Annotated in this window: 15 protein-coding genes and 3 pseudogenes; 5 read left to right on the forward strand and 13 right to left on the reverse strand. The window is 48.0% G+C overall.

What is annotated here, in order from left to right; genetic code table 11:
- Positions 1-76: 76 nt before the first annotated feature.
- Positions 77-256, reverse strand: coding sequence for a hypothetical protein (locus ACESZP_RS08775; protein ID WP_178816364.1), 180 nt, complete (start codon positions 254-256; stop codon positions 77-79).
- A 20-nt stretch (positions 257-276) separates the two neighbouring features.
- Positions 277-1,311, reverse strand: a complete 1,035-nt coding sequence (locus tag ACESZP_RS08780; RefSeq protein ID WP_499708791.1) for a YodL domain-containing protein — start codon at positions 1,309-1,311, stop codon at positions 277-279.
- Between the two features lie 129 nt (positions 1,312-1,440).
- On the opposite strand from ACESZP_RS08780, the gene ACESZP_RS08785 reads away from it, so the two are divergent.
- The 5 genes and pseudogenes from ACESZP_RS08785 to ACESZP_RS08805 form a co-directional block, all read left to right on the forward strand.
- The gene (locus ACESZP_RS08785; protein WP_499708792.1) at positions 1,441-2,118 is read left to right on the forward strand and encodes a hypothetical protein; all 678 of its coding nucleotides are present in this window, start codon (positions 1,441-1,443) and stop codon (positions 2,116-2,118) included.
- Positions 2,119-2,398: 280 nt separating this feature from the next.
- Positions 2,399-2,725 (forward strand): annotated as a pseudogene (locus ACESZP_RS08790) (hypothetical protein); the annotation flags it as partial.
- A gap of 422 nt (positions 2,726-3,147) precedes the next feature.
- On the forward strand, positions 3,148-3,426 hold the full coding sequence (locus ACESZP_RS08795) for a hypothetical protein (RefSeq protein ID WP_118555923.1): 279 nt from the start codon (positions 3,148-3,150) through the stop codon (positions 3,424-3,426).
- Entirely contained in the window at positions 3,411-3,833 is a 423-nt protein-coding gene (locus tag ACESZP_RS08800) for a winged helix-turn-helix domain-containing protein (RefSeq protein WP_118501999.1), read from the forward strand. The genes ACESZP_RS08795 and ACESZP_RS08800 overlap by 16 nt, the downstream gene beginning before the upstream one ends.
- A 77-nt stretch (positions 3,834-3,910) precedes the next feature.
- A pseudogene (locus ACESZP_RS08805) lies at positions 3,911-4,189 on the forward strand (nitroreductase family protein); the annotation flags it as partial.
- Here the strand turns inward: ACESZP_RS08805 and ACESZP_RS08810 are convergent.
- The 11 genes and pseudogenes from ACESZP_RS08810 to argF all read right to left on the reverse strand — a co-directional run bounded on the left by ACESZP_RS08810 (position 4,143) and on the right by argF (position 13,214).
- Positions 4,143-4,808 carry a hypothetical protein gene (locus ACESZP_RS08810; protein WP_499708793.1) on the reverse strand — a complete coding sequence of 222 codons (666 nt, stop codon included), beginning with the start codon at positions 4,806-4,808 and terminating at the stop codon, positions 4,143-4,145. The pseudogene ACESZP_RS08805 and the gene ACESZP_RS08810 sit on opposite strands and share 47 nt — an antisense overlap.
- Positions 4,809-4,837: 29 nt before the next feature.
- Positions 4,838-6,109 (reverse strand): relaxase/mobilization nuclease domain-containing protein, encoded by a 1,272-nt coding sequence (locus tag ACESZP_RS08815; protein ID WP_499708794.1) that lies wholly within the window; start codon positions 6,107-6,109, stop codon positions 4,838-4,840.
- 251 nt (positions 6,110-6,360) lie between these two features.
- Positions 6,361-7,845: pseudogene (gene lysS / locus ACESZP_RS08820) on the reverse strand (lysine--tRNA ligase); the annotation flags it as partial.
- 24 nt (positions 7,846-7,869) lie between these two features.
- Positions 7,870-8,352, reverse strand: coding sequence for a transcription elongation factor GreA (greA, locus tag ACESZP_RS08825; RefSeq protein ID WP_158362491.1), 483 nt, complete (start codon positions 8,350-8,352; stop codon positions 7,870-7,872).
- Between the two features lie 194 nt (positions 8,353-8,546).
- A complete protein-coding gene (gene dusB / locus ACESZP_RS08830) occupies positions 8,547-9,506 on the reverse strand; it encodes a tRNA dihydrouridine synthase DusB (RefSeq protein ID WP_440320777.1) in 960 nt (319 codons plus the stop codon).
- Between the two features lie 50 nt (positions 9,507-9,556).
- On the reverse strand, positions 9,557-9,829 hold the full coding sequence (locus tag ACESZP_RS08835) for a hypothetical protein (protein WP_499708795.1): 273 nt from the start codon (positions 9,827-9,829) through the stop codon (positions 9,557-9,559).
- A complete protein-coding gene (locus ACESZP_RS08840; RefSeq protein WP_499708796.1) occupies positions 9,822-10,613 on the reverse strand; it encodes a prolipoprotein diacylglyceryl transferase in 792 nt (263 codons plus the stop codon). Before ACESZP_RS08840 ends, ACESZP_RS08835 begins: the two co-directional genes overlap by 8 nt.
- Complete coding sequence (locus tag ACESZP_RS08845) at positions 10,606-10,944, reverse strand: DUF6145 family protein (RefSeq protein ID WP_349164377.1); 339 nt, start codon at positions 10,942-10,944, stop codon at positions 10,606-10,608. Before ACESZP_RS08845 ends, ACESZP_RS08840 begins: the two co-directional genes overlap by 8 nt.
- Before the next feature lie 13 nt (positions 10,945-10,957).
- Entirely contained in the window at positions 10,958-11,938 is a 981-nt protein-coding gene (locus tag ACESZP_RS08850) for a biotin--[acetyl-CoA-carboxylase] ligase (RefSeq protein ID WP_178037986.1), read from the reverse strand.
- On the reverse strand, positions 11,938-12,222 hold the full coding sequence (locus ACESZP_RS08855) for a DUF6637 family protein (RefSeq protein WP_178037980.1): 285 nt from the start codon (positions 12,220-12,222) through the stop codon (positions 11,938-11,940). The genes ACESZP_RS08850 and ACESZP_RS08855 overlap by 1 nt, the downstream gene beginning before the upstream one ends.
- A 2-nt stretch (positions 12,223-12,224) precedes the next feature.
- Entirely contained in the window at positions 12,225-13,214 is a 990-nt protein-coding gene (gene argF / locus ACESZP_RS08860) for an ornithine carbamoyltransferase (protein ID WP_178037979.1), read from the reverse strand.
- Positions 13,215-13,251: the final 37 nt, after the last annotated feature.

Genomic DNA, 13,251 nt, shown 5'->3' on the forward strand with positions numbered 1-13,251 from the left:
CTGTTGTAATAACTGCTTGTACAAACAAACCATAAGTCACATTATTACCCGTAATATCCGACTTGTTCTGATTATTCTACACTGTCCTTACACCCAAATCAACTCCTCTCTCCGGCTTATCTTTTCCCTGCTTTTCTTGAATAATCTTCTTATTAATTTCAAGCCGTTCATGAATAGATAATTTCTTATCTTTTCCAACTACCTCCTGCTTCTGCTGTGCCGGTTTTCTATCTGTCTTTCCTGCATCCTTTACCACTGCATTCGCTTCGGTACTTGTTACTCTCTCATCTCATCCAGTGCCTCTGCCAGCTGTTCTGTGGTCATCTTCTCTGGATACATTGCTTCCCGAACATCCCGCATCGGTACATACTTATAATCCGGCAATGCTTCATGAATTTTCTCAATTCCTTCCCGTACCAGTGCAAGCTCCCCATAAAACCGAACATCATCCATCAGATTCCCAAATACGGTATTTCCTTTTACGATTGCAAATTCGGCTTCATCATAGTAACTGTCTTCCGGATCACGATAGATAATTCCCATTGAGCATCCGAGATAAGCTGTTTCTGGATTCTCCCTATATTTTTCATAGACTGCCGTTATCTGATTAACATCGGTACTTTTTTCATAAGCTCCCATATCATGGAACTCATCGCATTCTGCAGCAAAGTATTCCAGATACGGTTCTTTCTTCGGTGGCATATTGTTGAGGACGTTATCAATCATGTTATAATTCGCCTCTTCCAGTTCCTCTACTTTTGCCAGTGGCTTATATTCGCCCTGGCTTTTCTGAATCTCTGCCATTACAACCACATCCATTTCTTCCACTTTTTCCATCAACTGATCATAATCCCCACGGATGCGTTCTCCAGTCCAGCCTTCGTCTTCCAGAAGTTCCTCTGCCGCTTCTTCAATAGAGATTTCATCATTTTCATAGACGCCACCATCCATCAGGCGGAAATCTTCATCGTAAAAGGAATAATCATATCCTTCTTCTGTCCTCTGAATAGCAAAGTAACGTTCTCCTACCTCATATGCCAGTTCACTAAGAACCTGTTCTTCCAGATTCAGGAAAGAATCCAGCTGTTCAAAACTGATACTGTCTACAAAATGAGCTGTTACTTTTTCCCCATCATTCAGAACTACGATATCACTGACAGACAGGGAATGGCCACGGAAGTCTTGCGGTCTATCAATGTTGAACCTTTCAAAAATATCATCCAGTGACGTATTTCCCAGTAATTCTCCAACATAGACCAGCTTATAATCTTCTTTTTTTATCTGCATACCATGACTTTCAATAAAACTCATATTCATAAATGCATAATTTTCGCCCAGTGAATCATCCTTGATCTGATAAATACCAAACCTCTTGGCGGTTCTGAGGCGCTGGGAAACAGCGAGGACAGCTCGGCACTCTCCGCCGCAGACAAAGAAAAAATGTTTGCACCTTATGAACAATACGGGATGACCTATGACGCGGTCAAAGATGAACTTACCTATAACGGGAATTTGGTTCGCTGGTTTGAGGACTATTATCCCATCAGTAACAACGAAACCGCCGGTATTGATTTTCTAAATGAGAACGGCACAGTAGATGTGTATGCTGTACGGGATTTAGAGAGCTTTTCAAAAGCGGCTGACGGCTCCGTTGATCCGGCGGGTAAACTGATTGGCTTAAAAGAGTTTACCCAGCAGGAATTTGACGCACGGGATATTGAGGCGTTGAAAAACAGCACATCCGTTGCTATGGCAGGAACGCCGCTTGAAGATAGCGAAACTGCAAAGCTCGTTGCAGAGTATGAGGCATTTGGAGTAACCTATGATGCCGAAAAAGATCAGTGGTATTTCAATGGTGAGGAAGTCCGCTATTTCCGGGATGTTCTCACTTCTAATGGTGAAAGCCTCACCAGCGGAAAATTCCAAGGCGAAATGAGAACGCTTGGAAGTGGTGTTGGCACAATAGACATTTATACCGTTCGTGATTACGGCCACTTGAACAGCGAACATCACGGAACATTAACTGGCATCGAGAAATACAGTCAAGAGGAATTTGACGAGCATACACAGGCCGGAATGTCTGGAAATCAGCCCATAGGTAATGCAAGCCATAACTAAATAAACCATCTATCTGCCGCACGACGGCAAAAGAAAAAAAGCCGTCGTACAGCAGCCTATCAATACGTCTATTTGAAACGGCGGCTCAATTTTCAGAGCCGCCGTTTCTCTTTGGATATTCAGTAACCCCACGGCGGCCCATAGGAGGGTGTCGCCGTGTCCATCTTACTTTCTCACAATTCCCATGACCTTCACCAGCTAAAAAAAGCGTAGCTCCCCCTCCGGGACAGTCTGGCTATGAAGGTACAATATATCAGTACAATTATGATAATGTAATTTCATGCGTCTGCATAGTGTCTTGCTGTGCGGGCGCATTTCTTTTGCTTTGCCTCGGGCCAACTTGGCCCGAAGTCATTCCCCGGTGCCGCTCCCCGCCGCCTTCGTTTCGGTCACTCGTCAACCAACAACCGAAACGGAGGTCAATATGGCTATTATCAATTTGCGGGACTATTACCCATTCTATACATCGGATTGCTTCATGGAAGTATCGGAAGAAGTTGCAGAAATGTTCAAAGAGTTTGATCGTAAAGAGGCTGCCTACCGGCTGCGTACATACCGCCACAAAGCCTACTATTCCCTTGATCGGGATGACGGACTGGAGCATGAGCATTAGTGTAAAGTCTGCAATATTGGCAACCTTTTTTGGCGTTACAGTAGGTGCCTTGCTATGTTATTTGGCAAATAAGGTATTAGCCCTGAAATTTATCCTTTTTGAGTTTAATATATTCCCGGTTCTTTTATTCTCCATTTTGCTCGTCGGGTTGCAGATTTGCATTAGCTATGGAGTTAGCCGATCCATTGAAAAAGATACTTTGGTGGAACGGTTGAGAACGGAATAATAACTGTATGGAATCGGCGGGGTGGCCTGTGCTACCCCGCTTTTTTACCGTTCCTCAAGGAAATTTTTGAAATGTCCGAGCGTTGTAACATTTCACCCCGATTTTCAATGAAATTTTTTGGCCGCTGTAACATTTCGCGGACATTTGGGTTTTACAATGACCTTATCAACAAAAGTGGGGAGGCAACGCAATGGAACTGACCCCGACCTTGATTTTAAATCTGACGCTGCTGATCGTCCCGCCAGTTGTCCTTGTGCTGGTGTTCCGGCAATGGCTGGCCCGGTATGTCCGCTGGACGGTTGCCTTGACTGCTCTCTGTGATATTCTCCTGTTTTGGGATGAACTGTTCTACTATGAGAGCTTCGGCCTGTTCGCGATGCTGATTCTGGTACTGTTGGCGGCCACTGGCGCAGCAGTTTTCCGCATTTACCCCAAGCAAAGGAGGCGAACAATATGGGCAAAATTTTAATATTATCCGTCACTGACCACGAAGAACATATACTCAATAAAATTATGGAAACTATCGCAAACGAGCCGGAGCTTAACCATATTGCGCCTCCTCTCCCTTGCAACATTCTTTCTTTTACAAATCTGGAAATCCGGCTGAAGGAGCAGACAGTGTCCTGCAGCGGTCAACTTGTTACTCTGACTCACCATGAGTTTGCTGTCCTTACATATCTGGCTCGTCATCCTGGCTGGGTATTCTCAGCCAGCCAGATTTATGAGGCCGTATGGGATAGAGACGGTGAACGCTGCGGCACTGCCGTTGCCAGTATCATCAGTCAGATCCGGCGCAAGTTGACGCCGGATACACCAAAGGGTGGCTATATCCGCACTGTACTGGGCAGTGGATATAAATTTGAATCCGTGATATAGGAAATGCCGGACATAGGCTTATTGGCTCTGTCCGGCGCTTCTTTTTATATAAAATAAGGCTGCAAGTATTGCTTCCTGTGTTACTTGAAAAAAACATATATAAATTCGACAAACGGCAGTCTACTCTTCCCCAAATAGACTATTTACAGCCGGTTCACTTAATTGCAGTAGAAAGCAAAGAGGGACTGGAAAAAATCAGCAAAGGGGCAAATATTTATAATGCTCCTCTTGCAATTATTGTATGTGCAGATCATAACAAAGCATGGGTTCGCCCATTTGACCAAAAGCAAACCGGAGACATTGACGCAGCTATCCTAACAGACCATATGATGTTGGAGGCAACAGAATTAGGTTTGCCTTATTCAGTTCATTCTGCTGACTGTTGATAAGAGCGTCCTTATCCTGGTTCTCCTTGACCAGACGCTCCCTGACTTCCTCGTCATCTTTGGAAGTTTCTATTTCAGAAAGCTTCTTATTCAGGGCATCATACCTTTCATTCTGATGATTGATCTTTGCAACCACTTCATCCATCTGAGCTACAAGACTTTTCACATACTCTAAATCCTGTGGCATCTGCTCTTTGGCTTTATTAAGCTTTTCTAATACCACATCAAACATCCTGCGCATGTTTACTGCTGTATCATCTTTTTGGACTACCTCTCTGATTGCATCAATCGGCACACCTTTTTCATAGTAATCCAATGCTGTCTGCATCTTAGGTGCTGCCATCCTGCTATCTTTCAGCAGCGTTAACAACTCTTCTGATACACCCTTATGCAGACATTTTGATAACACCTTCATCTGCTCAATGTCATAACTTTTGTTAAGATACAGACCGATTTCATCATCAGTCAGTCCATATTCATAATCGCTTTTGACAAGAGCAATAACCTCACTGTCCATATGCTTATTACGAAGAATCTGTATCTTTCTCTCAATCGCCATTTCACTTAATGGCTCTCTTTTTTCTTCCATATATGCCTCCTAACCACTAAAAAAACAGCCTAACGTACCGGCTGTTCTTTTCTGTCTCTTATTGTTTCTTTGTCATACTGCTTCTCTTCTGACGAAGCTGATACCGTAAGTTCCTTCCATATTGATCTTCCAAGATTAAGTTCCTTTGATACCGCCCGTTCTGCCTTACAGTCCTGTGCATACTTGCTCTCATATTTTTTTCTAAGACTCTCGGCCTCTTCCACACTGTATCCCTGTGCCAGAAGCTCAGTGTTAAGCCTTTCCCATGCATTGTGCTCATCTTCAAAGAAGGTATCCCCACTCTGATAACACGATTCCGCATCATCAAGCCCCCGGATCTGTTCAGCCTTGTCAAAAATATCTTTGAATCTTTCCTTAGCCTTATAGGTCTTACTCTTTTCCTTTGATGCTTCTTTTTTCTTATCCGTCAGATTATCAAGTACCGATACAAGTTCTTCCGCACTCTCAATCTTATGCCTTACCAGAAATAGATACTGCTCCTGCAGCTTATGCATCTTTCGGATATCATCCTTATACTTCCATACCTGACTATATGGCTTCTTTTTCAGCTTTCCAATCCGGTAAAGCTTTGCATAATACCTTTTCTGCAAGCCTGACATCTTCGCCCTGCGGTATCTTTTGACATAGCACTTTACTATCGCTGCCTGCTTTTCCTCATTCTGTGACTGGTAAAAAGATAAATCTTCCTTCGCAATACGCTCCACAATAGCTTCCTGTGAATAATTCTCGCCAAGAGTCTTACATCTTCTGAATCTTGTCATCCCCTGTGGTCTGACTGCCAGATACTTTCCCTGCTTGACCTCATATCCTTTTTCCGACAGCAGTTCCAGAAATCCTCTGAAATCATTTGCCTGTAAAATGCAGGCATCAAGATCTCTTTTTATCATATCTGCCCACACAAAGCTGCCTTCACGATATTCGCTCCAATCCTTATAATTCTCGTGCTGTTTCTCTTTGCTGCCATCCTCCACATCTATAATGGAAAGACCATACTCCTGACACAGCTTATTGGTAATCGGCTGGATATACTTTGCCCAGTCACCTTTCTCGTAGCGATACTTTTTCCCATCCACAAAGCTTACACTGTTAAATACAATGTGTGAATGAACATGGTCTGTATTATCATGAACCACAAATACCGCTTCATAGGCATCGCCAAGATATTCTGCTACAAACTTCTGTGTTATCTCAAAAGCCCTGTCCGGTTCCACCTCATCCTCTTTGAAGGAAAGAATGATGTGATACCCCTGTCGCTTGTCTGTTTTCTTTGATTCATTCATTGCTGTGCTCCTTTCACTTTGACTTCATAACAAATGACGTATTTTCTCCATAACGCAAAAAAGAGGACATCTTCTAAATTTCTTTAGAAAATGTCCTCTTAGTAGTTCATATTTGATTGAATCTTTTTCTTTTCAGATTGTGTACTCTTTCATACTGATGTAAATGACTATGTCAAAATGCGTCTTTTAATGCGTCCTTTGACGTACTCAAATGCCTCAACCCCGCATAAACACTAGGTTTATTTATCCAAGCTCTTCATTGTCGGGAACAGCAGTACGTCGCGGATAGCTGCGGAGTCTGTCAGCAGCATGCACATACGGTCGATTCCGAAGCCGATTCCGCCTGTGGGCGGCATACCGATCTCCAGAGCGTTCATGAAGTCCTCGTCAGTGGTGTTCGCCTCGTCGTCGCCCTGCGCCAGCAGCTCCTCCTGAGCCTTGAAACGCTCGCGCTGGTCAATCGGGTCGTTCAGCTCGGAGTAAGCGTTGGCCATCTCCCAGCCGTTCATGAAGAACTCGAATCGCTCTACGTATTCCGGATTCTCCGGCTTCTTCTTGGTCAGCGGAGAGATCTCAATCGGATGATCCATAACGAAGGTCGGCTGAAGCAGATGCTCCTCTACGAATTCCTCGAAGAACAGATTCAGGATATCACCCTTCTTATGGCGCTCCTCGAACTCTATATTGTGCTCCTTCGCTGCGGCGCGGGCCTCCTCCAGGGTATGAATCTCGTTCCAGTCTACGCCGGAATATTTCTTGACAGCATCTACCATGGTGATACGTTCAAAGGGCTTACTCAGATCCATCTCAATGCCATTGTATACAATCTTTGTGGTTCCCAGCACGTCCTGAGCCACGGTACGGTACAGGTTCTCGGTCAGATCCATCATGCCGTGGTAATCGGTGTACGCCTGATAGAGCTCCATCAAAGTGAACTCCGGATTGTGACGGGTGTCGCAGCCCTCGTTACGGAATACACGGCCGATCTCATATACACGCTCCAGGCCGCCCACGATCAGACGCTTCAGGTACAGCTCCAGAGAAATACGAAGCTTGAAATCCTCATCCAGCGCATTGGAATGTGTAATGAAGGGACGCGCTGCCGCGCCGCCTGCATTGGCCACCAGAAGCGGAGTCTCCACCTCCATGAAGCCCTGTCCGTCCAGATAACGACGGATGCTGCTGATAATTCTGGAACGTTTGATAAAGGTATCCTTCACTTCGCTATTCATGATCAGGTCGGTGTAACGCTGACGATAACGTACGTCGGTGTTGGTCAGTCCATGGAACTTCTCCGGAAGAATCTGAAGGCTCTTGCTGAGCAGTGTCACATTGGCCACATGGATAGAGATCTCGCCGGTCTTGGTGCGGAACACTTCGCCGGTGATGCCGATGATATCGCCGATATCATATTTCTTGAAATCCTTATACTCTTCCTCGCCCACGTTGTCTCTGGCCACGTAGCACTGGATATTGCCCTTCAGATCCTGCACGTTGCAGAAGGAAGCCTTACCCATGACACGCTTGGACATCATACGTCCGGCGATGGTTACGGTCTTGCCCTCCAGAGCTTCAAAGTCATCCTTGATCTCCTGGCTGTGATGTGTCACGTCAAATTTTGTAATCTGGAACGGATCCTTTCCGCGCTCCTGCAGATCTGCCAGCTTCTCACGGCGTACCTTTAAGAGCTGATTGATATCCTGCTCCTGTCCATTCTGATTCTTCTGTTCTCCCATTCCTATACTCCTCTCGTATGCCGATTACTTGGATCTCTGGATCTCAAGTACCTTGTATTCAATCTCTCCTGCCTGAGTCTCGACCTTGATGGTATCGCCTACGCGCGCGCCAATCAGAGCCTTTCCTACCGGAGACTCATTGGAAATCTTACCGTTCAGGCTGTTTGCCTCAGAGGAACCTACCAGCTTGAACTCCTCTTCCTCGTCGTATTCCACATCCAGAACCTTCACTACGCAGCCTACGCTGATCTTGTCCAGATCCACCTCGTCCTCTACGACGACTTCTGCGTTCTTCAGGATCTTCTCGATCTGCTCGATTCTGGCCTCGATGTCACGCTGCTCGTCCTTGGCTGCGTCGTACTCGGCGTTCTCGGACAGGTCGCCCTGCTCTCTTGCCTCTTTGATCTTCTGTGCGATCTCTTTTCTCTGCACTACCTTCAGATCCTGGAGCTCGTCCTCCAGCTTTTTCAGTCCCTCATAAGTCAGTAAATTTTTCTTCTCGCTCATTTTTTACATCCTTCCTGGTTCTTATCTATTCCATTATATCTTTTTCTGTCGCATTTATTCCTGTCGATGCTCTGGAAAATGGGACAAACGGCACTGACCCACCTTCAGAATATCCACGATATTATACACTCAAAGGCGCTGATTGTCAATCGCTTTCCGTGGCTGCTTATGGCTTTTTCCTTACAACTTTTCCCTTACATTTCCTGTAAAAGCTCTTCCATTTCCTGAAGACTCTCTACGCTGTTAATCTTTCCCCTGAGCTTTGCGGAACCGGGCAGTCCTGTAGTGTACCAGGAAATGTGTTTCCGCATCTCCCGGATGCCCGTGTAATCGCCCTTGCATGCTACCTGCATCCGCGCGTGGCGGAACATCATGGCTTTGATCTCTTCCCCGGATGGTTTGTCCAGGAGCTTTCCGGTCTCCAGATACTCTGCCACCCGATGAAACAGCCAGGGATTGCCTCTGGCAGCCCGGCCAATCATGACGCCGTCGCAGCCGGTGCTATCAAGCAGTGCCTTTGCCTTCTCCGGGCTGTCCACATCCCCATTTCCGATAACGGGAATGGATACGGCCTCTTTCACCTGCCGGATAATCTCCCAGTCCGCCGTTCCCGAGTAGAATTGCTCCCGCGTGCGGCCATGGACCGCCACTGCCGCCGCGCCGCTGGCCTCGGCGATCTTCGCAATCTCCACCGCATTCACATGATCGTCGTCGAAACCCTTCCGGAATTTCACGGTCAGGGGCTTTTTGATCGCCCGGGACACCTTCGTGATAATCTCCTCGATAAGCTTCGGGTTTTTCATCAGAGCCGATCCCTCTCCGTTACCCACGATTTTCGGCACCGGACAGCCCATATTGATGTCCAGAATGTCGAAGGGCTTGTCCTCAATCTGCGCGGCAATCTCCGCCATCAGGTCCGGCTCGGAGCCGAAAAGCTGTAAGGACACCGGATGCTCCCGGTCATTGATTTCCATCAGCCTCTCGGTGTTGCGATTGTGATAGGCGATAGCCTTGGCGCTGACCATTTCCATGCACACCAGTCCCGCGCCCTGTTCCCGGCATAACAGACGAAAAGGCAGGTCACTTACCCCTGCCATCGGCGCCAGTATCACCGGATTCGGAAGCTCCACGCTTCCTATCTTTAGCTTTCCCATGAAAAAATTTCCTTTTTATAAAATAAAATCCTGCCCGACGGGCTTCTGTCTTACGCCCGGCGCTTTTTCTCATGCCCGCGCTTATTTTTGCGGGTATAGGCCGCCTCCTGCTTCCGAAGCTTCCAGAAAAATACGCCGCTGGCCGCCAGACAGATAATAATAGCGCCTATCCACAGCACATACACTGCCTTCATAAACGGCAGTCCCGTCACAAAGCTCTCGCTTGCAAATTCACCCAGATACCAGTGCCAGTCCGCCGCAATCAGTGCCAGCAGCACACCAATATACAGGAAGGTCTGGGCACGCTTCTCACTTTTACTCATCCTGCTTTTTCACCTCAGCGGGCACAGCCACTTTCTTTTTGCTTAAGACAAAGAAAAAGACCGCTCCAAACACAAACATAAATATGGCAATAAACTGGGACGTGGACAGTACGCCCACGCTTCCCCTCTCCAGATCGCCCCGGAAATACTCCAGCACAAAACGACCGGCGCTGTAAAGCATAAAGAAGAGTCCCGTCACCTGTCCGTCATGTTTCTTCCATTTTTTTACAAAGTAAAGCAAAATGGAAAAATGAAGGAAATCCAGCCCGCTGGAAATAATCTGGGTCGGGATCAACGGCACACCGTTGGGGGCGTAAGCGGAATTGTGGAAGGTAATCGCGAACGCGCTGTCCGTCTCCCGCCCGTAGCAGCAGCCTGCCAGCAGGCAGCCGACGCGGCCAAATCCCTGGGCCAGTGCCACGGAAGGCAGCGCCAGATCCAGATACGACAGCAGATTCATTTTCCAGATATGACAGTAAAGCACGATGCCGATAAAGCCGCCGATGAGCGCGCCGTAAATCACAAAGCCCTCCAGCAAATCCCGATATAAAAGGCTCGGATCCTCGACAATCTGAGGTAAAATCGTAATATAATACAAAATCTTACCACCCAGGATTCCGCCGATGACCGCCCAGATGGTCATGCCGAAGACCCTCTCGTCGTTAAGGCCTATTTTCCGTGCCCGGTATTCCGCCAGACAGTAGGCTGAGAAAATACCAATGGCAATCATCAGGCCGTAGCCGTACACTGTAAACGGTCCGATTTTCAAAAGTTCGTTATGCATGTTCTGTCTCCTCATTTAAAAAGAATACGCGGTAAAACATTTCCAGAGAAGCCAGAAGCTCTTCCTTGTCTCTCCGCAGTTCCTTGATTTGCAGGCTGCTTCCGATCTCATCGAAGAAGAAATCGTCCTCATGGCTGGATACCCGGAAGACCAGCGTGCCGTCCGGAGCGAATTCCAGAAGCAGGATGCCGCCCACCTGGTTTACAAAAAGCACACACATGATTTTCAGCTCGTCCTTGATGGTCGCAGGCAACGCCGCAAACTGCTCGTTAAAAAAGTATTTTTCCTCGTAGGAATTGGCTCCGCAGAGGACTGTATTTTCCTGTTCCATATTTTCTCCCATTTTATACATACCCATACACGCCGCGCACTGATACCTCACCGGCATAAATCTCATCCACCCGGCCGTTCTCCCGGCGCACCAGAAGTTCGCCCTGGTTGTTTATGCCCAGAGCCAGTCCCGTATATTCATTGCCCGGTTCCAGCACCCGCACTTCCCGGTTCCGGTTGACCAGCAGCCGGTTATATTCGTCAATCAGAAGGCTCAGGTCCTCCGTCCGCTCAAAAAGCGCGTAATATTTTTCAAAATATTTCATACAAAGGGCGATCAGCTCCGCACGCCGAAAATTATGGCCTGCTGCCAGTCTCAGAGACGTCGCCTGATCCAGTTCTTTTGGAAATTTCTGGGTGTTCACATTGATGCCCGTACCGATGACTACATAATGGATGCAGTCCATCTCCGTACTCATTTCCGTCAGGGTTCCGGAGACCTTTTTGCCTTTCAGCACCACATCGTTGGGCCATTTAATCCCGGCTGATTCGCCGCCCATCAGCTCATTGATGGCATCTGCCACCGCCATACCCATGACCAGCGTCAGCATGGACGCATGCTCCGGATGGATATCCGGTCGCAGTAAAAGGCTCATATAGATGGCCTCTCCCGGCGGGGAATCCCAGGCACGTCCCCGGCGCCCCCGACCCTTCGTCTGCTGATCTGAGCAGACCAATGTCCCGTCGGGCGCATTCTGCTCTGCCAGCAGCTTCGCCTGAATATTCGTGGAATCCGTATCTGCGAAGCAAACCAGGCTCTTCCCCATCTTCTCCGTATGGAGATAACTGCGAATCTCCGCCTCGGTCATGGCGTCCGGCGACGTCAGAAGACAGTACCCCCGATTCGGCACACTGTCAATCTCATAGCCCTCTTCTTTTAATTTGCTGACTGCCTTCCAGATGGCAGTCCGGGACACGGAAAACCGGTCGCACAACTCCTGCCCGGATACATAGCCGCCTCTCTCCCGAAGTGCAGCCAAAACCTCGTCCTTTATCATAAAAACCACATCCAGATGATATTGAATATCAGTGCCACGGCCATCAGCCCCGCGAAAATCGAGCAGATGTAGCCGGTCACCTTTTTATTTTTTGCCAGTTCCATAATGCCCGTCACCGCCGACATAACTGCTCCCAACAGAAAGGCGAGGGGAATCAGCATTCCCCCCTTACTGCCAAATAAAATCAGGATAGCCAGAATCAGCACCGCGCAGGCCAGAACCATGGAAATCATTTTCCAGTAATAATAAGGGTCCCTGCTCACATGGCTTGCTTTTTTCATGCTTAAGCCCCCAGTGTAGCTGCCATAACCGCCTTGATGGTGTGCATACGGTTTTCCGCCTCGTCAAAGACTACGGACTGGGCGGACTCGAATACCTCGTCGGTACACTCCATCTCGGTGATGCCGAATTTCTCCTGAATCTGCTTGCCAATCTTTGTCTTCAAATCGTGGAACGCCGGCAGGCAATGAGTGAAGATAGCCTGGGCTCCCGCATTGTCCATGACCTTTTTATTGACCTGATAGGGCATCAGCTCGCGGATGCGGCTCTCCCATACCTCGTCAGGCTCTCCCATGGATACCCATACATCGGTATAAATGACGTCGGCGCCCTTTGTACCGCTCATAACGTCCTCGGTCAGGGTAATGGTCGCTCCGGTCTCTTTTGCCACGCCTTCACAGTAAGCTACAAGCTCCGCATTCGGGAAATAATTCTTCGGCGCGCAGGCGGTAAAGTGCATACCCATCTTTGCACAGGCGATCATCAGGGAATTGCCCATATTGTAGCGGGCATCTCCCATATATACCAGCTTTACGCCCTTCAGATGGCCCAGATGCTCCTTGACTGTCAACAGGGTTGCCAGCATCTGTGTGGGATGATATTCGTTGGTCAGGCCGTTCCATACCGGTACGTCAGAGTATTTCGCCAGCTCCTCTACGATCTCCTGTCCGAAACCGCGGTACTCGATGCCGTCAAACATGCGGCTTAAGACCCGCGCGGTATCCGCGATACTTTCTTTCTTGCCAATCTGAGAACCTGACGGATCCAGATAGGTGGTTCCCATGCCCATATCGTGAGCCGCCACTTCAAAGGCACAGCGGGTACGGGTGCTGGTCTTCTCGAAAATCAGCGCCACGTTTTTGCCGCGCATATCGCGCTCTACAATACCGGCCTTCTTGCGGGTCTTCAGGCTGGCCGCCAAATCCACCAGATACTCAATCTCCTCCGGAGTAAAATCCTTCAATGTCAGGAAATCGCGTCCTTTTAAATCCATTTCTTTTGTCCTCCACCAACGTCTGTATTCATACTTA

It is taken from the genome of Candidatus Dorea massiliensis AP6, assembly GCF_964245105.1.
Classification (GTDB): Bacteria; Bacillota; Clostridia; order Lachnospirales; family Lachnospiraceae; genus Laedolimicola; species Laedolimicola intestinihominis.